A 22,135-nucleotide genomic window follows, 5' to 3' on the forward strand; every position below is an offset into this window, starting at 1 on the left:
GCGACGCGCCGGACAGGCTGGGGCTTCGTCCGGGCATGGTCGTCATGTCGAGTTTAACCCGAGGAGCCTATTCATGATTTCCCGAAGAGCGGTGCTTGCCGCGTCCGTGGCGCTCGGCGCCGTAACGACCGTGCTCGGCCGCGCCGCTTTGGCAAAAGAGGAACGGATCCTTCAGATCACCTCGCCTCGCGAGAATCACCAGCCTCGAGTTGGCTGACACCAGCTACCATTTCCGTAGGCTTCGGGTCGCCGAAACCCTGGTGACGATCGATCCGGACGGCAAGCTCGCGCCGGAACTTGCCAAAAGCTGGTCGGTCAGCGACGACGGTCTGAACTGGTCTTTCGTCATTCGCGAAGGCGTGCGCTTCCATGATGGTAGTGCGTTGACCCCGGAACTGGTTCGCGACGCGATCGAAGTCATGCGCAAGTCGCGCAACAATACCGAAATGGTGCCGCAACTGCCGATTTCGTCCGTGAGCGTTGCGGTCAGTCAGTGGTTGTCTCTCTGACGAAACCGTTCAGCCTCGTGGCGGACTTCTTCACCGATGGCCCCGCCGTTATTCTGGCAAAATCCTCCTTTGCTCCTGACGGACCGTCAAACACATCATCGGCACGGGCCTTACAAGATCACCAAAATCGAGGGCAAAACCTCGGTGGATCTGGAAGCCTTCTCCGATTATTGGGGAACGCCAGCGCATATCGCCAAGGTACATTTCACCGGCGCGACGTCGCCCGACACGATTGCCAACATGGCAGAAGCGGGTCAGGTCGATCTGGTTCTCGGTCTGCCGCAGGCCTTGCGCGACCGGGTCGAAGGCAGCGGAAAGGTCAAGGTCAAGCAGGTCCAGACTGCGCGGATCAACGGCGTCTTCGTTAATGCGGGAGACGTGCGCTTCGATGACCCTGTTGAGCGTCGGGCAATCTCGCTGGCCGTCGACAGGCAGGGGATTGCCAAGGCACTGTTCGGCAATCCAAAGGCCGCCGCCAACCAGCTCTTCTCTGCTGCCTTTCCCGACTGGTACGATTCCGATCTGCCGCAGATCGAACGCGACGTCAAAGAGGCCGAGCGGCTCTTGGCTGGGGCTGGCTGGACCAAGGGGTCGGACGGCGTCCTCACCCGCGATGGAACGCGCTTCTCGTTTGCGATGATTGTTGGCAAGCAGCCGGAAGTCAAATCTTTGGCGGAAGCGATCCAGGCGCAGCTCGCCGACGTCGGCATCGAGGTCAAGCTCGAAAACGGCAACCAGGGACAAGTTCTGGAGGCCGTCGCCAAGGGCAGCTTCCTCTTCGGCCTCACGCGACGAAACTATGGTGCCGTGCCTGATCCCGTCGCCACCCTGGTGCTCGATTATGCCGAAAGCAATGCGGCGAACGCTGTATGGAGCGGTGTGAACTACCGCAATCCGGACATGGAACAAGCCCTCAGCGAGTATCTTGCCGCTCGCAGCGAGGACCAGCGCGCAGCGGCTCGAAAGAAGATCCGTGCGCTCGTCAATGCCGATCTGCCGGTCATTCCGGTGGTCTGGTACGACTACAATGTCTCGATTTCCGACCGGATCGCTTTCGACAGCGTGCCAATCGATGCCCTCGAGGTCGGCTTCTGGATCGACCGCGTCAAATGGGTTAGCTGAGCATGTCGGCCATGCGCGGCATTGCCGGAGCGGTTATCGGTCATCTGTTGGCTGCGGCGGGCGTTGCGTTTGCAGTTGCCAGCCTCGCTTTTGTCGCAGTGCAGATGGCCCCGGGCGATATTGCGTTTCGGGTTGCGGAAGCTCGTTACGGCGAGCGGATTTCCCTGCAGACCGTGGATCAGGCGCGCCAGATGACGGGGCTGGATCAGCCTGTCATTCTGCAATATGGCCGGTGGGTCGGGTCCGTATTCACCGGCCAGCTAGGACGCTCCATGATCAGTGGCCGCGAGGTCACGCCGGAAGTGTGGCAGAGTTTTCGCACGACGATGAGCATTGCGATCATCGGGGTCGGTTTCGCTCTCGCCCTAAGCCTGGCAACAGGTTTTGCAGCCGGGATGCGGCGAGACAGCATTGTCGATCGGGGGTTTCTCGCCGTTTCCGCGGTGCTGTCATCAGTGCCGTCGTTCTTGCTCGGCATCATTCTGATAACGATATTTGCGATCGGCCTGCGCTGGCTGCCGGCGGCCGGCAATAACCTGCCCGGTTACGTGATCCTTCCCTCCTGCACGCTTGCGCTTGCGCTCCTTCCAGAGCTTTCGCGCGTGGTGCGTAACGCCGTGGTCGCAACGATGCAGGACTTCTATCCGACCTACGGGCGGATCAAGGGCCAGAGCTGGTTGCGGATCATCTTTACCCATGCACTGCGGCCGACCCTCGTACCGGTCATTGCCTATTTTGGGCCGCTGGTTGCTCATACGATCGGTGGTCTGGTCGTCATCGACGTGTTGTTCAACCTCGACGGTCTCGGAACTCGGCTGATCGATAGCGTTCTGGCGGCCGACATACCGATGGCGATGGGTGCAGGGTTGCTGATTGGCGTCTCCGTGGTCGCGATCAACGGCCTCAGCGACATCACGGTCAGGCTGCTCGACCCGCGGCTGTTTGTGGCGGGCCAACAGCCATGACGTTTTCATCGCTCGATCGGGTTGCCATCAAGCCCCGGCGCATGCCGCCACTGTCGATCGTGCTTTTTGGATTCATGCCTTTGGCTGCAATGCTGCTGGTGGGGTTGTTCGGGCCTCTCCTGTTGACCGTCGATCCCAATCGACAGGATCTCGGTGCCGCTTATGCTTCTCCGTCCACCGACTATCTTCTGGGCGCCGACAATCTTGGACGATCCATCGCAGCCCGGCTGGTTGCAGGAACACGCATATCGCTCGGAATTGCCTTTGCCGGAGTGGTCGCTTCACTGGCCACCGGTCTGGTGCTCGGATTTCTGGCCGCGTTTCGGACGGGCTGGATGAGGCAGGTCATCATGCGCCTGTCCGACGTGATCATCGCCTGCCCCAGCCTATTGTTCGTCATTCTGGTTTCCGGCCTGTTGGGCGGCGGGATCGGTCCGATTCTCTTTGGCCTCTGGATGTCGCAATGGCCAGGCTTCGCCCGCCTCACCGCAGCCATTACCGCGCGTGAACTGGCCACCGATCATGTCGAGGCCTCCCGTCTGCTCGGGTTCGGTTCGGTCTACATATTCCGCACACACGTCCTGCCGGCAATTGTCCCCTATCTTTCCTCCCTCGGCGTTTTGACTGTTGGCGCCAACGTCCTGACGATTTCGTCGGTCGGCTTCCTCGGTCTTGGCCTTCGTCCCCCGGATGCCGAATGGGGCGGTATGATCGCCGGAACCATGACCTTCTTCCGCACCTATCCTCACATGGTGCTGGCTCCGGCCGGTGCCATTCTGATCTGCACACTCTCGGCAACGCTGATCGGCGAATATTACAGCGCCCGTCGCCAGGGGATCGAGGAGGTTGTCTAGGTGAGCACCCTTGCTGTCGAACGGCTGACGATCGCAACGCCTGATCGTGTCATCGTGGAAAACATTTCGCTCAGCGTGGCTGCCGGCGAAATCCTGGCCGTCCTCGGCGAAACAGGCAGCGGCAAAAGCCTGATCGGCAGCGCCATCATGGGTCTCATTCCGGGCGGCGTTTCGGTCTCTGGCCGCATCATCGTCAACGGGCGCATCTATGACGCCGCCGACCGCACAGCACTTAGGTCTCTATGGGCGAAAGACCTCTTCCTGCTTCCCCAGGAGCCGCTCAACGCGCTTGCGCCCCTGCTGAGCGCAAAGTCTCAGGTCGGCGAGCAAATTCAGTCGCCACGACGATCACATGAAGCCGGCGCAGCACTCTCGGCCATGCAACTGGATGCTGAACACCATGACAAGCGTCCATTCGAACTGTCCGGAGGCATGGCGCAGCGTGTGATGGCAGCGATCGCTTCCGTGACCAGTGCCGGCATCGTCCTCGTAGACGAACCGACCAAGGGTCTCGATGCGGACCGGCGCGATGTTGTGGCCCAGGTATTCAGCGCGTTGCGAAAGAGCGGTCGCGCGATCCTCCTCATCACTCACGATATCGCGCTTGTCCGGTCACTGGCCGATCAGATCGCCTTTCTCGACGAACGCTCGATCATAGAGTCCGGACTTGCGAAAGAAATCCTGAGGGATCCCCGCACGGATTATGCGCGTCGGTACATCGCAAGCGATCCCGCAACGTGGGAACCCCGCCCCTATGCGCGGTCAACGACTGCGAAAGTCATCGAGGCCGATCACCTGCGCATCGGTATCGGCAGCAGAATTCTGGCGGACGATCTAAATTTTCATTGCCATGCCGGGCATATTTCGGCCCTCCTGGGCAAGAGTGGTATCGGAAAGACGACCCTGGGCAGAACGCTGCTCGGACAGGCCTCCCCCCTTGGGGGGATCATCCGGCGGCCGACAGCGGCACGTGGCGGCTCCCTTCAAAAGCTCCATCAGGATCCGACGCGGGTGTTCTCGCCGTGGCAGTCGCTCGGGCGTAGCCTCGAAGATTTGCGTCGCCTGCCAGACGGCGACCGCGGCTTCGGCGAAGTCCCCGGATTGATGCAGCGCTTTGGCCTGCGTCACGACTTGCTTCATCGCCGCCCGCATCAAATCAGCGGTGGTGAAGCGCAACGCCTGGCACTTGTCCGCATTCTAGCGATGAGGCCGACGATGCTGATTGCCGACGAGCCGACGTCGCGCCTCGATCCTCCGGTGCAGGAGCAGGTTATTCGTCATCTGCGCAAAGTCGCCGACGAGGACGAGTTGGCGATCCTGCTCATCACCCATGATCGGGACCTGAGCACAGCGATAGCGGACCGCCGCATGCTGATGGTGGCGGATGATAAGGCCCCCGCGTCGTTGATCGACGTCACGAGATCGAAACCGAGCAGTCTTCCTACTTGACGTAATGGACATTACCTTCCCCGTAGTGTAATTTAAATAACGTAGTCAACGCTACGCTTCGTGAACGCCTCGGTAGGACATAAACATGCATTTTGACGCCCAACTCTGGGCGGCGACGAAGGGCTTCCGGGCCCGAATCGCCGCAGCCATCGCCCTCGGATTTGTTTCGCTGGCACTCGGCATCGCAAGGTTCATTATCCTCGGCTGGCTGATCGCGCGTCTGTTCGAAGGCGCGCCCTTGGCCGATCAGTTGGTTGCCATTGCCATACTCGTGGCGGTCATCCTGTCACGCATGGGTCTTGAATACTGGCGCGCGATGGTGGCGCATCGCACGGCAGCACTCATTCAGGACCGGGTCCGGCTCAGCCTCTTCGATCAGATCGTGCGGCTGGGACCGGCATGGCTCGCCGAGCGCCGGACGGGCAGTATAGCCCTTTCGACAATTGATGGTGTCGAACAACTCCAGGCGTTTTTCGGCCAGTTTATCCCACAGGTCGCCATCGCCTTTCTGGCGCCCGTGCTGCTGTTTGCGGTCCTGTCGTTCTGGGACGTCCCCGTCGCAGCCGTGATCTCGGTGGCCGCCATTCTCGCCTTGATCTTTCCGGTGGTCCTCAAGCGTATTGGCGAACAGTCGACGCTACGCCGCGTGCGCTCCTTCAAAGCCTTCGGTGCGGATTTTCTCGATGCCGTGCAAGGCTTGCCAACCCTCAAGGCGTTCGGCCAAAGCGCCGCGTTCGGCGAGCGGCTTGCCCTGAAAGCAAACCAGTTGGCCGACAGCACGATGTTTGTCCTGCAAGCTGCCCTTATGAGCCGGGCATTCACGGACCTCGCCATCGCCGGCGGTGCGGCTGCCGCCATTGCGCTTGGCGCGTGGCGCGTCAGCCACGGGGACATGAGTATCGAAGCCTTGCTTATCGTGTTGATGGCTGGGACAGAGGTGTTCCGGCCCTTACGCGATCTGCGCTCCCTACTCCATCGGGGCATGATGGCCAACGCAGCCGCCGTGGGGATCAAGGCGTTGCTGCAGGCGACACCACCGCGCCCACCACGCGAAACCTCTGCCACTCCGGATATCGAGCCGTCAATATCCTTTGATAATGTCCAGTTCAGCTATTCGGTCGAACGCGGCGCAGCCCTGAAGGGCGTCTCTTTCGACGTCAGGGCAGGCGAGCGCATCGGCATTGTCGGCTACAGCGGTTCGGGAAAATCGACCATCGTCAAGCTTCTGCTGCGTTTCTACGACGCTGACACCGGTACGATCCGCATTGGTGGGCACGATGTCACAACGCTGGCTGCCGATCACATCCGCGATCAGATCGCCGTGGTCCAACAGGATACCTATCTTTTTTACGGATCGGTCGAAGACAACATCCGTATCGCCCGTCCCGACGCGACACCGCAACAGGTGGAGGCCGCTGCGCATGCAGCCAACGCCCATCAGTTTATTGCTTCGCTTCCGCAGGGCTATCGCACAATCATCGGGGAACGTGGCTTGCGACTGTCGGGCGGTCAACGACAGCGTATAGCGATTGCCCGCGCAGTCTTGAGAGATGCTCCCATTCTCATCCTCGACGAAGCACTCTCGTCGGTCGACGCTGAAAACGAAAGCATTATCCAGACCGCACTTGATGATCTCTCCAGGGAGCGGACGACTGTCGTGCTCGCGCATCGCCTGTCGAGCGTGATCGATGCTGACCGTATCCTCGTGGTTTCCGATGGCCTGATCGCCGATAGCGGCACCCATGCCGAACTGATCGCCCGCGACGGCCCGTACCGGAAACTCATGGCCGAACAGATCGAACTCAATGAAAGTGACGCCTTGCTGGACTTCGGCACGGCCGTCGCACCCGAGAAAGAACGCCCGGCCACTATCGCGACGACATCCTCGGCAAAACCTCAACTGACCGAAGGGGAGAGGATAGCAGCGGGCCTGACCTCATTCCAGACCTTGGGAACGCTGTTCAAACTGATCGGGCCCTGGCGCAAGCAATTGATCCTCACCGTCACCTCCGGCGTGGGACGTGTCTATGCCTTGATCGGCGTCAGCACGCTCAGCGCTTTGACAGTGGCGGCAATCAAGACGGGCACCCCATTCGGCTCGTATGTCGCCTGGATGGTGGCGCTGGTGCCTCTGGCAGCGTTCCTGCAATGGAATGAATCGTGGCGCTCCCACGACATGGCCTACAGACTGCTCGCCCAGATGCGTGTCGATCTCTACTACGCCCTGGAAAAGCTCGCGCCGGCCTATCTTCTGAAGCGGCGGTCAGGCGACCTAGTCTCCCTCGGAACGCAAGACGTCGAGACGGTCGAGTATTTCTTCGCTCACGTCGTGGCGCCGGCGATGGTGGCGCTCCTGATACCACTGACAGTTCTGATCGCTCTCACCTTCATCGCCTGGCCAACGGCGGTCGTGTTGTTGCCATTCCTGGTTTATGCCGCCCTCGCGCCAGTGTTTGAGCGACGCAAGGTTGATGCCCTCGGCGGCCAGGCTCGCGCCGAACTGGGTGGCCTCAATGCCTTTGTCGTGGACACAGTGCAAGGCATGGGCGAACTCATCGCCTTTCGCGCGGTTGCTGCGCGCCGGAAGGTCTTTCACGATCAGACGGCGGAGTATCAGCGCACGAGAGTGGCGCTCAATGCGGACCTGTCGTTCCAGACGGCCAGGCAGGAGGTGGTATCCGCCCTCGGATCTGCGGCAGTGCTGGTCACTGCGGCCTTCATGATCCATAGCCATGCGTTCGAGCCGACGCTTCTCCCGCTGGTCGCCTTGCTATCGTCCGCAGCCTTCCTGCCCGTGTCGGAACTGGCGCAGGCGGCACGACAGCTGGCAGACTCGATCGCGTCCACGCGGCGCGTTCATGCCGTCCATGTCGAGCCCATTCCGGTTGTCGACGGTCCAATGCTCCTGCCCGAAACAGCCGGTGGATCTGAGCTGGAATTTTCGAACGTCACCTTTTCCTACGACAAAGCCGGATCTACCGTGCTTGAGGAGATCGATTTCAAGGTGCCGGCCGGGGCGCGGATCGCTCTCGTCGGCTCGTCTGGAGCCGGGAAGACGACAATCGCAAACCTGGTGCTCCGCTTCTGGGATCCTGAGCAGGGAAGCATCACGATCGACGGCCATGATCTGCGCGAAATCACGCTCGACAGTCTCCGCGAACATATCGCGCTCGTCGCCCAGGATACGTACCTCTTCAATGCGACGTTAGCTGAAAACATTCGGCTCGCTCGTCCAGATGCCACTCAGGACGACCTGGACCTCGCCATCCAGCGGGCTGCTCTCACGGATTTTCTTGCGTCATTGCCCGCTGGTCTCGAAACTCCTGTCGGAGAGCGGGGCGTTCAGCTATCCGGTGGACAGAGACAGCGGATATCCATCGCCCGGGCATTCCTCAAGAACGCGCCTGTTCTGATCCTGGATGAGGCGACCTCGCACCTTGACGCAGCAAGCGAAGCACATGTGCGGGCCGCGCTCGATGAGCTCATGGTCAACCGGACCACCATTATCATTGCCCACCGCCTTTCGACCATCCGGGCAGCCGACCAGATCCTGGTGATGCGGGATGGGCGGATCGTCGAGCGGGGAAAACACCGTGATCTGATGAGCCTGGGTGGATTTTACGCCGAACTGATCGGCCATCAGTCCGTTGGATCGGCTCAGGTCGAATACGCAGCGCTTGCGGGTCAGTGAATGGGCGCCTTGGAATATGAATCTAAATAGAAGCCGACAACCGACGACACTGACGTTTCCCCTCGGGTTTGTAGTGCGAATGTGGGGATGAGCAATGGCGTCGATGGCGGGGATCCAGAATGCGCCGAGCCAAGGCACATTAGCTCGATTGAATGTCAGAGACAATGACACGTTCAGCGTTCGAACCGCTCCGGCATCCTCTTGTGCATTTTGCAGCTGAAGATTGCGCGCCAGCTGCTCCCCCAGCAGTCTGATCTCCTCATCAAGGCGGATTGCATCGTCAGAAACGGCGGGAACGCCTGGAGAAGGTGGCGGAACGGCTTCAATCGGTTCCGCTTTCTTGCCGCGTGCTGCGCTTTCGCGCTGCACCTTCGCCAGTCTGGGAGGGTTTCAATGCGTCGCGTGCGACCGTACCGGCCCCATCGAATAAGGCCGGATCAGCCGCCTCCACTGGCCCGGCGCCGTCGGTATCTGCCGAGCACGCGTGTGCCCTGATCAGTCGGGGAAAGGCACACATCTCTCCTTCACGGCGGTGGCGCCGGAACCCTATGAGCTATCCGAGTCGGGTGACTGACTGGAAGGCGACATGTCTGGGATGTTCACCGATATCTCCCATGCGGGAGGGTCTAAGTCTCAATCAGAATTTCGGGCACCACCTCTGGAAGGATGGGGGTGCTGATCGGTGTGTAGAGATCGACATCAGCCGCAGTTCGCAACGTTGCGACAAGTGCATAACGAACCGCTCTATCACCCCTTCTCTGACCTGTATTCTCGCGCCACCATCCGCCAGTCGGATAGATGGCGATAGCGTCACGCTGGGAGAGCTCGACGGCGTTTCCCTCCCAGATATCCCCATGCAGCGATCCCCGATTGCGAAGAACGGGACCAAGCGTCCAGCCTGCGTCTCCCGCCGCCCTTGCCGGCGGCCTGGCCCCGGCCGCGGCATTGATGCGACGCAAGAAGACATCGGGGCGCTCGTCGCCCGGTTTCAACGCAAACCGCAATCCATGCGAAGCGTAGCTGTGACGGCGTGTTTGGCCACGCTCCCCGGGATTGGGCTCAATGAAATAGCTGAGCGTGATCCGCAACTGGACCTGGGTTTCACCAAGAGCCTCGAGCTCCGCCGTCGGCCAGGGAAGCGCGTGCAGGACCATGTCCTTGGTCTCGATCTTGCTGCCGACGGTCTTGAATGGTTGCATCTCGTTCTCGATGACCATGGTGACATCGTTATCGAGACTTCCAAGGGCGCGCACCAGTGATGGAACCCCGAAACCGTAACGCCGCATCAAGGCATTCTTGTTGATCCCGCCGAGATGGGCCTTCATCGTCGGCGTCCATTCGGCCGAATGGACGATCAGCGCTCTGACCGTCTCGGACCACAGATCAGGACGCTGAGCCAGAACCTGCGCACCCATCCTTGCCGCAAGCGCGGTCGCCGCACTGGTCTCGCCCGTCGTGGTGAACGCCCGGTTCTCGGGCGTCCGATAGGTCGTCAGCAGCGCGAGATCGTCGAGGTGATCGCCGATTAGCGTCGCCGGATCTACGCCCAGATTGCCGCCCTCGAAGACGACATCGGGTTTGAGAGGCCAATCGTAGTTCCAAGTGACGGAGGTACGGCTACGTGGCATGAGATCGCCAACCTGGGCCATGACACCCCATCCGTTGAAGACAGGGTCGGTGATCGCCGTCTTCTCGGTAAATGCCCCGACCGTGAGCACATTCCACGCCTGGGCAGGACTTTCGATCGGCGTGATGTCGTTGCGGACGAGATAATCGTTCTGATGGATATCCTCACGAATGTTGCCGGCGGAGACCGCAATCAGGCGTGGCGCATTATCGGCGCCATAGGCGAGTGCGTCGAGAGCCGCAGACCACGACGACGGACGGCCGCGCCAGTGATCGCCATCGCTGGTCAGGGCAAGGCAGATGGCGCGAGGCCGGTTCGGTGCAACGATCTCGGCACGCGCTATCGATTGGGCGGTGATGGCGCCGAAGAGATCGGGGTCATTTGCACCGTGGTCGGGCAGAATCTTTACCGACTCCAGTCGGTGCGTCAGGATGATCTGCCCGGCTCCGGCGAGAACATCGGTCAGGTCACCATAAATGGCAACGCCGGAAAGCTGGGTCCCATGGCCGCCGTGCCCCTGATTGCTCGTGTCTTCGACGTTCCAGCCGGGATCGAATGCCTGCTGATCCACTGCTGCGAGCGCCGGGAGGATCAAAGGGTGACGGCGGGTAGAGCCTGAATCGAGCAGGCAGACGGCGGGACGGTCACCATCGGGGGGCACAATGCGGCCCGCCGTCTCCGCGGCCCAGGCGCGTTGCTCGGCGCCGTCCATCTCCATAAAGAAAGCCGGTGTATCGCGTGCGGTTCTTAGCTCTGCGATCGTGTCGGTGTGCGCAATGATCCGCCCGAGGGTTTCGGCGCTCGCGTGGACGATCAACACCTCCCGCTCCGGAAACTGAAGGGCGTGTTCACGCACTGGAAGCTCCAGTCGCTCTGCCGCAGCCGCAAAGGTGTCTCTGGTCCCGAGACGCAGCCAGACCTCCCACCAGATGGCCGTACCGGGCAGCGGAAAGAACGCCTCGTCATCCGTATAGAGGGATCTGGCCACCGCAAGACGCGCGGTCTCAAGCGAGGCCACGAGCACTTCATTCTTGGGTCCGTTGTTTCTTTCGACGATCTCACCGTCGACCTCGATCCGTTGGATCCGGTCCTGGTCGCGATATTCGGCCACCTTCTTGAGGTAATAGTCGCGCTGGCGTTCGGGGACGAAGACGGTGGCGGCAATCGCGTTCCCTCCCTCCCCTATCGGGCGAACGCTAACAAGTTCGATCGGAAACTTGCCCTGGCGGTTTTCGAGCTTATCGACGATCTCGCTCTGGGATGAAGGGAGCTCGAACTCAAGATAGAAACCTGGCGTTCCACCCGCAAGGTCGGGCTCGCGAGCTCTTAATTGTGCTTCCGCGTCTGCCACTGCCCGGGTAAGGGCTTCTGTCAGCTTTACAGCATGCTGAGCCCTATCGCGCACCGGCACGGTTGCGCCGCCACCTCCGCCTCTGGCGGTGTAGTCCTGGATGTTCCCGTGACCGGGCAAATAAACGTGTGGGAGTGGACGCGGTGGTTCTTCTGCCATCGATTATTGCGACGCCGCTCCTTTGCGTTCGGCTATCGCGAGGGACAGATCGTTCTGGGTGATGCGGTCCCGGTCGGACAGGACGACGAGTTTCGCGGCGTCGGCCGCAGCGCGAGCAATCTCGGCCTGGCTCAAACCGGCAGCATCTGTAACCGCTTTTGTCCAGTTGATATCCCGGGTGTCGAAGCTGGAAAGGCGCGCCTGCAAAATCCCGGTCGCGACCTCAACGCTCGGCAATGCATACTCGATGACGTCATCGAAACGCCGAAAGAGCGCTGGATCGAGCAATTCCGGGTGATTGGTCGCCGCCACCACCAGACCGTCACTCTCATCCTCTTCCAGGAACTGAAGGAACGAATTGAGGACACGCCGGATCTCGCCCACGTCATTGCGTTCTGCGCGCTTCGCGCCGATGGCATCGAACTCGTCGAAGAAGTAGACGCCTTTGGTTTCAGCCATGGCGGAGAACACAAGCCGCAACTTCGAGGCGGTCTCCCCCATGAACTTCGTCATCAAACCATCGAGCTGAACGGTGAACAACGGTGTATGGAGTTCACCGGCGAGCGCAGCGGCCGTCATGGTTTTTCCGGATCCGGGGGGACCGATGAGCAACAGTTTGCGCCGTGGGGCCAGCCCATGGCTGCGAAGCTTATGTTGTTGTCGCTGCTCGAGAATAACGCGCTTCAAACGAGCTTCGAGCTCTGCTGGAAGGATCATGCTCGACAACCGAACGTCAGTGTAGCGGACCGCAACCAGATTCGCGAGATCACCGCGTGGCTGCGCAATAGGAACAGGGGCTTTCTTGCGCCCGGAGGTACGGTCCTTGTTGGCGCGCGCTGCATCGACAAGCTCGCGCAGTTGCACAGCCACCTTTCCATGGCCTCTGCGAGCCTCACTCGCTGCAGCCTGCAATGCAATCGTCAGGAACTGCTCGTCGTCGCCTTCGACGTGGCTCTTCAGCAGCGAGATCAACTGCTGCGCCGTGGTCATGACGACTGAGCTCGGTTCATCGGTCGAGCTCCTTCTGATTGAACGGTCCACATTTGCGTCATCGTGTTCCTCTCGCGGTGACTTTTGGGCACTTTCGAGAGATAGACGCCTCTCCCCAAGAACTGGTTAAAATCCAGTTTATTGATCGCCATAGAGAAAAGCAATTTGAACGAAGCAACAGTTCCCAACATTCGAGACTGCAACGAGTCAGGCGCCGGCGCCCACGCTAGCTGTTCCAGTTCGTGGAGAATATCGACAGGAGGCCCGACCGTGACGTTCATGATGTCTGCGCTCCCGGCGGTGCTCGATAGAGGATGATCCGTCCGGTCGGCAGAATCTGGGTGAGGAAATCAAAAACGCGGACGTTGCCGGTCAGCACGCTCGCCCCCAATTGACGCGCCTGCAGGAACACGAGGGCGTCATTCAGGAAGCAGCGCTCGTTCCCTGCCCCTTGGGCAGATTGCTCAGCCGGAAGAGCAAGCCGGCCAACACACCGGCCTGTACCCAGATCTCTGCATCCGGGGAATGTAGGCGGTGGTTCGGAATATCCTCTACCGTGGCTTCAATTGTCTCGAGGACAGCTTTTGTGGAGGCGTGCTTTGGGTCGAGCCGACCGGGTCAGCCTGCAAGACATTGTAAAATGACGACATCGTTCCCGGAGCAGCGGCGATGAGAACGTTTTTCTCTCCGCGCGATCGAATTTGGATTCATCTAGTTCGTCTATAGATTTTATAAACTGTATCAATGAAGAACTGACTACTGTTTATTCAGTCGGCCCCTCAATATCGACGGAGAATGGCATGACAACGATCGACGGGCTGGCTCGGAGCCAGCGGATTTCCCGTTTGCGCATTCCGGACGAATCCGAACTGCCTGAAGATATTCAGGCTTTAGTTGATCGTCACCACCATGAGAACTGGGTTCGGGCGCTTTCGCTCAATCCTGACACAGCTCGCCGCTTCACCGGTCATTTCGAGCATCTGTTCGCGGCGACGGGCAGGCGGTTGCCGCTACAGGATCGCGAGTTAATCGCCGTGGTTGTCTCAGCGACGAACGGATGTGGCGTTTGCGAGATTCATCACACGCGCGCCTTTGGCGACCTGCTCAATGATCCGGGTTTTGCTCGTCGGGTCGCGCTCGACTACCACCTCGCCGACTTATCAAAGCGACAGCGGGCTTTGGCTGATTTGGCGGTCAAGGTGACTCTAAGCCCCAAAACTATCTCGCAAGCCGACTTCGAGAAGCTCAGGGATCTTGAGCTTTCCGATGAAGAATTATTGGAAGCTGTTGAAACAGCTTCCTGGTTCAATCACACCAACAGGGTCACTATATCTTTGGGGATCCTTCCGGATGATAAATTCTTCTCATAATAACCGATTTTCCAATAGTCCGTTTAAGACTTAAGGAGGACTAAAGGATCAGTATGGGCACTTATTCCCTTGATGCAAAATTGGAGGCAGGCCAACATCTCCTTGATGAAGTCTTGCTTCACACTTTTCAAAGTCGCGCTGCGGATTATGACCGGGAAAACCGCTTCTTTTTTGAGGATCTCGCCGATCTCAAAGCAGTCGGGTACCTACAGGCAGCACTGCCGGTGGAATTCGGGGGCCGGGGGCTGACCCTGTCACAGGTACTGGCCGAACAGGCGCGGCTTTCTTATCATGCACCCGCCACGGCACTGGCAATCAACATGCACCTCTATTGGATCGGTACTGCTGCTTATCTCTGGCGGCGTGGCGATCACTCAACCGACTGGATCCTCGAAGAGGCGGCAGCGGGTCGGATCTTTGCAGCCGGCCATGGCGAGCCAGGCAACGATCTTGGCCTCGCAGGCTCCAACGTTGTGGCCGAACCACTCGCCGACGGTGGCTACCGCTTTCACGGACGGAAGATTTTTACCTCTCTTTCACCCGTCTGGGACTGGCTCGGAATCCATGCACTCGATGCAAGCGATCCAGCCACACCAAAAATTGTCCACGCTTTTATTCGCCGGCAGGATCCCGGGCACCACACACGAGAAACCTGGGATTCGCATGGCGTGCGCGCGACGCGGAGTGATGATACAATCCTGGAGGGAGTGATCGCGGCAAAACCTTATGTAACGCGCGTGCTTCCAGCCGGCCCGCCGAACGATCCTTTTATTGACGGCATCATTGCTTCGGCTGTTCTTCCGATCGGTGCTGTGTACTACGGCATTGCCAATCGCGCGTTCGACATCGCGGTGGAAACGGCTAAATCCCGCGTTTCTCCGGCACTCTCCGGTCGGACCTATGCCCATCATCCGCAAACACAGGTCGAAATCGCCAAGGCTTCTATAGAACTCGATAGTATTTGGGCTTTTCTCAGCCGCGTAGCGGCGGAATGGACCGAGGGCGTGGATCACGGGCTACTCTGGCCAACCAAGTTGCTTGGCGCCAAACAGCACGCTGTCGATGGGGCACTCCGGATCGTTGATCGCGCCAGCAAGGTTGCCGGCGCAAGCTCGTTGCTCCGTCGAAACGAACTGGAGCGGCTGACGCGCGACGTCCGTTCCGGCCCCTTCCATCCGCCGAACAGCGACGCGACCCACGACCTCATTGGCCAGATCCATCTCGGCGTCTTTCCTCCGGCAGCGCTAGCCGCCGAATGACATGGCGATCTTTGCAAGATTCGTTGGCGTGGCGGACTCATTGGTACTCGACGCATCGTGGCGATCGGGACGTAGTCGCCGCAAAGGGATTTTAACAGCGATCTCGACTTCAACCCCACAATCGGGAGACTCTCCATTATGAGCCAGGCAACAGCGCCCCATTCCGTCACGTCATCTCCCGTATCGACCGGGCAGTTGGAAGAGCCCGTTTCGCGTCTTCGCGTTCCGACAGAGGACGAACTGCCCCAGAAATTGCGCGACATCCATGTGAGGATTCGAAAGAAGTTCGGTTTTGTCCCGAATTTCCTGACGGCGCTGTCTGCCAATCCGGGTACCGCTCTGCGTATTATGGCCTTCTATGAGCACCTGTTCGACCAGAGCAACAGCCATCTCAGCGCATCCGAGCGTGAGTTGATCGCAGTCGTGACGTCTGTAGCGACAGGCTGCAGCTATTGCGTGTTCAACCACCGCCCGGCGTTGGCAGCCGCCCTTGGAGATCGTGTGTTGGCGGACCGGATTGCTCGAAACCACAATGATGTGACGTTGGCACCACGCGAGCGAGCGCTGGCCGATTTGGCGCAGAAGCTGGCCACTACGCCCCATAGTGTGGGCAGTGACGACTTCGCCCGGCTCCGAGCAATTGGGTTCAGCGAACCCGCGATTCTGGAGGTGCTGGAAGTCTCTGCTTTCTTCTCCTACGGCAATCGTTTAACCATCGCATTGAACGTGCTTCCCGACCCTCAGTTTTTCGTTTCGGCTTGAAGGAACACCGTCACATGACTGAGAAATCACCACATCCCGCCTTTGGTGACGGCGCGAAAGCGTATGATGTGCCGGCATTCGGCCTGCAAATCCACACGGTTGAACATGGTTCAGGTGCTCCAATCGTCTTTCTCCACGGCAATCCCACGAGTTCCTATCTGTGGCGCCACATATTCCGCCGTCTCCATGGACACGGTCGGCTATTGGCCGTCGATCTGATCGGGTACGGCCAATCTAGCAAGCCTGATATCGAATACACATTGGAGAATCAGCAGCGTTACGTTGACGCTTGGTTCGACGCCCTCGACCTAAGGAATGTGACGCTGGTTCTGCAGGATTATGGCGCAGCGTTTGGACTAAACTGGGCCAGCCGGAATCCAGACCGCGTCCGAGCCGTGGCCTTTTTCGAGCCAGTGTTACGGAACATTGATTCGGTGGATCTGTCACCGGAATTCGTCACCCGCCGAGCGAAGCTCCGCCAACCGGGCGAAGGTGAAATCTTCGTTCAGCAGGAAAACCGCTTCCTGACTGAGCTTTTCCCCTGGTTTTTCCTTACCCCTTTGGCGGCGGAGGACCTAAGGCAATACCAAACGCCGTTTCCGACGCCGCACTCGCGCAAGGTGATACTCGCAGGACCACGCAATCTTCCAGTGGATGGCGAGCCAGCAAGCACTGTGGCATTCCTGGAACAGGCGGTAAACTGGCTCAATACGAGCGATACTCCCAAGCTACTGCTGACATTCAAACCTGGTTTTCTACTCACCGATGCCATATTGAAGTGGAGTCAAGTTACCATCCGTAATTTGGAAATAGAAGCAGCGGGCGCGGGGATCCATTTCGTACAAGAAGAGCAACCCGAGACGATCGCACGCCTCCTGGACGCATGGCTAACACGCATTGCAGGAAATTAGGCAGAACGTTACCAATCATCCCTGAATCTCGGATCAAAATATTCTCCTTCTGAATTTGGGCGGCACCCACAGACGCTGAACCTGTCAATGTCGAACGACTATCACGACAAACTATCCTCCAGGATCATTGCCGCCCCCTTCTCGCCAATCATGACGGTGGGTCCGTGCGTGTTGGAGGATGGCATTGTCGGCATGACGGACGCATCAACGACTCTCAGTCCGTCAACACCGATCACTCTCAGTCTCGGATCGACGACGCTTGCGGAATCCGTACCCATCTTGCACGTTCCGATGGGATGGTAGGACGTCAGACCGGTTGTTTTTGCCCATTCCAGGATGTCCTGATCGCTCTGCAGACCCGCGAGGTCGTTGTCCCGTGAGACGATAAGATCATCAAAGACCGAATCCGAGGCAATTCTGTTGATGAATCGAAAGGCACCGAGCATCGAGCGGAGATCCTCCTCGTGTGAAAGGTAGTTCGCAACGATCGCCGGCGGCTCCGCGGCGGCGCCCGACCGGATGTGGCTGGAACCCGTCGAATTCGGCCTCAGGACGAACGTCGAGATGCTGAAGCCGGGAAACTCATCCAGACGTCCGCTGATATTTCCGGTATTGTGGGGTGCACTGAAATGCAGCATCTGGATTTTCACGTCCGCCCGTTCGAGGTCCGACCGGGTTCTCACAAATGCATGGGCTGTCGCCCCTATGGTAGATAGGGGACCGCCGCCTCGCGCAAGCCAGCAAAGCATGGCGCGTACCTTCCAGACGTAGCTGTGTTGGACATCATTCAGGGTGCCGCGGAAACGGGTACGAAAACCGACGCGCACATTAAGGTGATCGCGCAGATTTTCTCCGACGCCCGGGAGGTGCACCAGTGGCACGATACCTGCCCGGCCAAGCACCTCACCGTCCCCTATACCCGAAAGCTCAAGCAGCTTCGGGGATTGAACGGTGCCGCAGGATAGAACGACCTCTCGCCGTGCGATGGCACATCTCAGGCCATCCGCCGCGCGATACTCCACCCCGATCGCTCTCTTCCCTTCGAAGAGGATGCGGTTTGCAACAGCGCCTTCGCGAATGGTCAGGTTAGCACACCTGCTGGCGGGCGAGAGATAGGCACGGTCTGTGCCATGACGCAATCCCCGGCGCTGGTTGAACTGGAGATAGCCTGCGCCTTCCGAAATACCCGCATTGTAATCATCCTGCTGTGATACCTGCATGTTACCGCAAGCCTTCAGGAACGCATCAGAGAGAGGATCTGCTGGACGGTGCCTGGTAACCGTCACAGCCCCGCGCTGCCCTCTGCTCGCCGGATCACCGGGAATGTATGTTTCGCTGCGCTTGAAGAAATCCAGCAGATCGCCATAAGACCAGCCGGTACAGCCTGAGGCAGCCCAGAGGTCATACTCCACCGGGTCTCCCCGTACCCAGAGCATGCCATTGATGAGAGAGGAACCCCCAAGTCCCCTGCCGCGCGGCCAGACAAGTTCCCTGCCATTGAGGCCGGGTTCAGGCAATGTCGTGAAGTTCCAGACTGCATCCTCTTTCGCGAGCGCGAACGGAGTCAATATCGGCAGCCGGAACCGGATGCCGGACTGCTGTCGACCAGCTTCCAGGAGCAGAACCCGCAATTCCGGACGCTCAGCCAATCTTGCAGCGACGGCAGCGCCAGCGGATCCTCCTCCGACGACGATGAAATCGAATTCATCAGCTTCTACTTGCTTCAAGATTTTCTTCCCACGTGTTGAGAATGAAACTTTACCGGCGTTCCTGTTGAACTGTTTCGCCTCGAACGAGCCAGCGCTGCGTGGATTGAAACCACTTCATCAGTTCCTGTTTTCCTTTGGTCCGGTCTCTGCTTTTCCAGAAAAACGTGTTTCGCTCGATTAACCGGCAAGGAACCCCCCGTCGCAGGGGATGATTGCACCAGTGACATAATCGGAGGCGTCGCTGGCCAGGAAGATCGCCAGGCCCGCCACATCGGCGGGCGATCCCCATCTTCTGGCAGGGATGCGCTCGATGAAGCGGGTGACCACTTCAGGATCGTGGCGCAGCTTTTCAGTCAGGGCGGTGACCATAGCGCCGGGCGCTATGGCATTGACCCTTAGTCCTGAAGGTGCCCATTCATTCGACAAGGTCTGAGTGAGCAAGGCGATCCCTCCCTTGCTGGCTGCATAGGCAGCCGCATTGTGGCCTCCCCTCAGACTGCGGATGGAGCCAATGTTTATTATTCGTCCGCGGCCTCGGGGAAGCATCAGCCTGGCTGCATGCCTGCTCAGCGCGAAGGCCGCAGTCAGATTGACCTCGATGATCCTGTCCCACATCTCGAGCTCCATATCGAGCGACGGCGTGTCGTCCCAGATGCCTGCGTTGTTGACAAGGACATCGATCTGGCCCCCCAGTCGCTCCACAGCTTCATCGAATCCGCGCTTCAGGTCGCTACGGTCGCTAAGATCGGCCGTGACAATCTGCCGGTTATCGGCCGGGAGGTCAGAGCTTTCCCATCCACGGTCGATGCAGACGACATCAGCTCCCACTTCTAAGAAGCCGTCAGCGATAGCGCGCCCGATCCCCCGAGCGCCGCCCGTGATGACGGCCCTCCGACCGGAAAGGTCAAACAGCGTCGAGATGTTGGGGATTTGCGAAGGATATGTCATGACAGGCCCACCATCATGGGATGCGAACGCGAGCCCTGCACGCCGCTTGCAAGTCCGTAATCGACTGACAGGTCTTTAAAGACGTGCGTATCCCGAACATGCTCGGAATTGCGACAGCTATCTTGCCGCCGCTGTCCGGTGGAACCCTGTTCGATATTCATGTCTGGAATGCCCATGACGGCGCGGGCGGGCTGATGGGCAGCCCAAGGTTCTCGCGAAGCGTATGTCCACGATAATCGCGATCCACGAGGCCTCGACGACGCAGGATCGGGATGACCTCGTCCACAAACAACTCGAATTCCGCAGGCAATTCATGGGGCATCACCATAAATCCGTCCGCCGCCCCTCCCACAAACCAGGTTTCTGCCGCATCAGCGATTTGTTCCGGCGTGCCGATAACAAGATGATGGCCGCGGCTTCCGGCCAAGGCGCTGGCCAGTTGCCGGATGGTTAGTGGCGATGTGCTGTCAACCAGGGATGAAATGACCGAAAAGCGGCTCTTGATGCCCTCATACAGATCGATGTTCCCGAGTGTCCGCGGCAGGGGCTCGTCGAAATCGAACGCGGTCAGGTCGATACCGAAACTCTGTAACCAGCCATGTGAGGCGTGGGGCAGGATCAAGTCGTCAAGCGCCTTCTTCTTGCTGCGGGCCTCTGCCTCGGTGGAGCCGATGACAAAGCTGAGGCCCAGGATAAGACGCACATCATCGGGGTTTCGGCCATGCGTCACGGCGCGGCGCCTAAGGTCATTTCTGAAATCCCTGCCAGCTTCGAAATTCCATTGGGCGCTAAACACCAGTTCGGCGAAACGGGCCGCGAAATCTCGCCCCGTGGCGGAAGACCCGGCCTGCACCAGAACCGGGCGGCCCTGGACCGGACGGGCAATCGGTGCAACATCGTCGGGGACCGGTGCGCCGTCCCAGTATGCGAGCACCTGTTCTGTGTTGCGCGCGCCCAATTCATAGCGCTCGGCATGGGGGATCGGCTTATCGAGGCCGTAGTTGGCACCGGCCGCCGGCTCGCCCGAGGTCACGATGTTCCAGGCAGCGCGGCCTCCCGTGGCATGGTCGAAGGTCGAAAAGACCCGGGCGACCTCAACCGGATCGGAGAAGATCGCCGAGCCCGTGGCGATGAAACCGAGATTCTCGGTTGCTTGAGCGACCGCAGACAAGAGCGTGACGGGTTCGACTTCCCAACGCGGGCTGTACATGACCGCAGGATTGAAGATGAAAAAGTCGGCCATGAACACGGCGTCGAATCGTCCACGTTCGGCAGTCCGGGCGAGTTGCTGGAAGTAATCGAGACTGTGAATCCGCTCGGGCTGTGCGCGTTCCGTCCGCCAGGCTGCCTCGTGGTGGCCGCACAGCAGGGGATTGACCAGAAGAGCGAGAGGACGGCTGGTCATGCGGAAACTCCATTTCTTCTAAGGGCAAACAGGCTTTCCGGACGGGATAACCCAAGCGTGTCACGCAAATTGCTTCCGCGCGGCTTTGACCATAACCCAATATCTCTCGCCGCCCGCGCGACGGCATCGATCCGTGGCGCTACACGGACAGTCGCTCCATCAACGTCCCCATCGTTGAGCAGTGCATGCATCGACGCGAGATCGCCAGTGTCTGCAACGATACTTAGGAGGGTGGTATTTCCCTCGGCACGAGGTGCGAGGGGCTTGTTCGTGCTCTGACCGGGGACCGGAACGATTTCAATGATGTCCGCCGTGGGCCATGCGCCTTCGGCAAGATCGGCAGCGAGGACCTCTCGAACCAGGACCGGTCGACCTTGAGGGGCGCGCGGTATATCGAGCGGGCCAGCTACCCTATAATATTCCCCGATGTGATCGAGCCGATGAACCTTGCTGATGTCGACATAAATTCCACTCTCCTTGTCGTAAAGGGCGGCATCGTCATCCCAGCTGTCCAGGAGGTGGCTGACGGCATGCACGAACTCCGCGATCCGGGCTTCTTCAGGCTCATCGGCAGTCGAATATGGCTTCCAGCCTGCCCGTCCACTCGAGAGGTGATCAAGAGACGCCAGACGGCGTGCAAAATCGTAAGGCAGAGCCGTATCGACGTTCACCGCCGCAACCAGCCCGATCTGCTCGGTCCTGGCCGCCAGCGCGGCCAGGATTGTTGTAGGATCCAGGATGGTTTCCCTGCCCCCGATAGTCAGTGTCGTGAACCCAGCCTTTTCAGCCGTTCGGGCGACCGTAACAAGATCTGCCGTAGTGATTGGGTCTGATATCGTCAGCCCAAGACCGAATACTTGGCGAACGCCCATCAACATACCCTTCTCATTTCGCTGAACGCGTGTTCGTGTTGCTGAGCCAGACCCAAGTTGCGTGAACGTGCGTTTTTGGTCGAAAAATCAAGATCGCAATAGTTCCGGGTCTGATCCTCCGGATGCCGCCAAAGCCTCGGAACGAGGTGACCGGTGGTATTCATAAAAAACGCATTTGACCT

General features: G+C 59.4%; 17 protein-coding genes and 1 pseudogene. 11 read left to right on the forward strand and 7 right to left on the reverse strand.

The window, feature by feature from the left end; genetic code table 11:
• Positions 1 to 73: 73 nt before the first annotated feature.
• The 7 genes from IEI95_RS00735 (at position 74) to IEI95_RS00765 (ending at position 8,590) form a co-directional block, all read left to right on the forward strand.
• Positions 74 to 217 carry a hypothetical protein gene (locus IEI95_RS00735; protein ID WP_194415555.1) on the forward strand — a complete coding sequence of 48 codons (144 nt, stop codon included), beginning with the start codon at positions 74 to 76 and terminating at the stop codon, positions 215 to 217.
• On the forward strand, positions 210 to 509 hold the full coding sequence (locus IEI95_RS00740) for an ABC transporter substrate-binding protein (RefSeq protein WP_194415557.1): 300 nt from the start codon (positions 210 to 212) through the stop codon (positions 507 to 509). Before IEI95_RS00735 ends, IEI95_RS00740 begins: the two co-directional genes overlap by 8 nt.
• 36 nt (positions 510 to 545) lie before the next feature.
• A complete protein-coding gene (locus IEI95_RS00745; RefSeq protein WP_194415559.1) occupies positions 546 to 1,631 on the forward strand; it encodes an ABC transporter substrate-binding protein in 1,086 nt (361 codons plus the stop codon).
• 2 nt (positions 1,632 to 1,633) lie between these two features.
• On the forward strand, positions 1,634 to 2,596 hold the full coding sequence (locus IEI95_RS00750; protein ID WP_194415561.1) for an ABC transporter permease: 963 nt from the start codon (positions 1,634 to 1,636) through the stop codon (positions 2,594 to 2,596).
• Entirely contained in the window at positions 2,593 to 3,450 is an 858-nt protein-coding gene (locus tag IEI95_RS00755) for an ABC transporter permease (protein WP_174045392.1), read from the forward strand. The genes IEI95_RS00750 and IEI95_RS00755 overlap by 4 nt, the downstream gene beginning before the upstream one ends.
• Complete coding sequence (locus IEI95_RS00760) at positions 3,451 to 4,899, forward strand: ABC transporter ATP-binding protein (protein WP_194415563.1); 1,449 nt, start codon at positions 3,451 to 3,453, stop codon at positions 4,897 to 4,899.
• 85 nt (positions 4,900 to 4,984) lie between these two features.
• Positions 4,985 to 8,590 (forward strand): ABC transporter ATP-binding protein, encoded by a 3,606-nt coding sequence (locus IEI95_RS00765; RefSeq protein WP_194415564.1) that lies wholly within the window; start codon positions 4,985 to 4,987, stop codon positions 8,588 to 8,590.
• 626 nt (positions 8,591 to 9,216) lie between these two features.
• Here IEI95_RS00765 and IEI95_RS00770 read toward each other — a convergent pair.
• The 3 genes and pseudogenes from IEI95_RS00770 to IEI95_RS29195 form a co-directional block, all read right to left on the reverse strand.
• Positions 9,217 to 11,727 (reverse strand): S8 family peptidase, encoded by a 2,511-nt coding sequence (locus tag IEI95_RS00770; RefSeq protein ID WP_194415566.1) that lies wholly within the window; start codon positions 11,725 to 11,727, stop codon positions 9,217 to 9,219.
• 3 nt (positions 11,728 to 11,730) lie between these two features.
• On the reverse strand, positions 11,731 to 12,717 hold the full coding sequence (locus IEI95_RS00775; protein ID WP_045231753.1) for an AAA family ATPase: 987 nt from the start codon (positions 12,715 to 12,717) through the stop codon (positions 11,731 to 11,733).
• A gap of 277 nt (positions 12,718 to 12,994) precedes the next feature.
• Positions 12,995 to 13,332 (reverse strand): annotated as a pseudogene (locus IEI95_RS29195) (hypothetical protein); the annotation flags it as partial.
• A gap of 185 nt (positions 13,333 to 13,517) precedes the next feature.
• Between IEI95_RS29195 and IEI95_RS00780 the strand changes: the two are divergent.
• The 4 genes from IEI95_RS00780 (at position 13,518) to IEI95_RS00795 (ending at position 17,019) form a co-directional block, all read left to right on the forward strand.
• Positions 13,518 to 14,087: a peroxidase-related enzyme gene (locus IEI95_RS00780; protein WP_010974858.1), complete on the forward strand. Its 570-nt coding sequence runs from the start codon at positions 13,518 to 13,520 to the stop codon at positions 14,085 to 14,087.
• A 53-nt stretch (positions 14,088 to 14,140) separates the two neighbouring features.
• Positions 14,141 to 15,346, forward strand: coding sequence for an acyl-CoA dehydrogenase family protein (locus tag IEI95_RS00785; RefSeq protein WP_194415568.1), 1,206 nt, complete (start codon positions 14,141 to 14,143; stop codon positions 15,344 to 15,346).
• Positions 15,347 to 15,484: 138 nt separating this feature from the next.
• Positions 15,485 to 16,108, forward strand: a complete 624-nt coding sequence (locus tag IEI95_RS00790) for a peroxidase-related enzyme (RefSeq protein WP_081344243.1) — start codon at positions 15,485 to 15,487, stop codon at positions 16,106 to 16,108.
• 14 nt (positions 16,109 to 16,122) lie between these two features.
• On the forward strand, positions 16,123 to 17,019 hold the full coding sequence (locus tag IEI95_RS00795) for a haloalkane dehalogenase (RefSeq protein ID WP_156555931.1): 897 nt from the start codon (positions 16,123 to 16,125) through the stop codon (positions 17,017 to 17,019).
• Positions 17,020 to 17,120: 101 nt separating this feature from the next.
• Here the strand turns inward: IEI95_RS00795 and IEI95_RS00800 are convergent, their stop codons facing one another.
• The 4 genes from IEI95_RS00800 to IEI95_RS00815 form a co-directional block, all read right to left on the reverse strand.
• Positions 17,121 to 18,746: a GMC family oxidoreductase gene (locus IEI95_RS00800; protein ID WP_194415570.1), complete on the reverse strand. Its 1,626-nt coding sequence runs from the start codon at positions 18,744 to 18,746 to the stop codon at positions 17,121 to 17,123.
• A 159-nt stretch (positions 18,747 to 18,905) separates the two neighbouring features.
• Complete coding sequence (locus IEI95_RS00805; RefSeq protein ID WP_012654998.1) at positions 18,906 to 19,676, reverse strand: SDR family NAD(P)-dependent oxidoreductase; 771 nt, start codon at positions 19,674 to 19,676, stop codon at positions 18,906 to 18,908.
• Positions 19,677 to 19,833: 157 nt separating this feature from the next.
• Positions 19,834 to 21,081: an LLM class flavin-dependent oxidoreductase gene (locus IEI95_RS00810; protein ID WP_070167503.1), complete on the reverse strand. Its 1,248-nt coding sequence runs from the start codon at positions 21,079 to 21,081 to the stop codon at positions 19,834 to 19,836.
• A complete protein-coding gene (locus tag IEI95_RS00815) occupies positions 21,078 to 21,953 on the reverse strand; it encodes an LLM class flavin-dependent oxidoreductase (protein WP_234934139.1) in 876 nt (291 codons plus the stop codon). The genes IEI95_RS00810 and IEI95_RS00815 overlap by 4 nt, the downstream gene beginning before the upstream one ends.
• Positions 21,954 to 22,135: the final 182 nt, after the last annotated feature.

Source organism: Agrobacterium vitis, assembly GCF_014926405.1.
Lineage (GTDB): Bacteria > Pseudomonadota > Alphaproteobacteria > Rhizobiales > Rhizobiaceae > Allorhizobium > Allorhizobium vitis_H.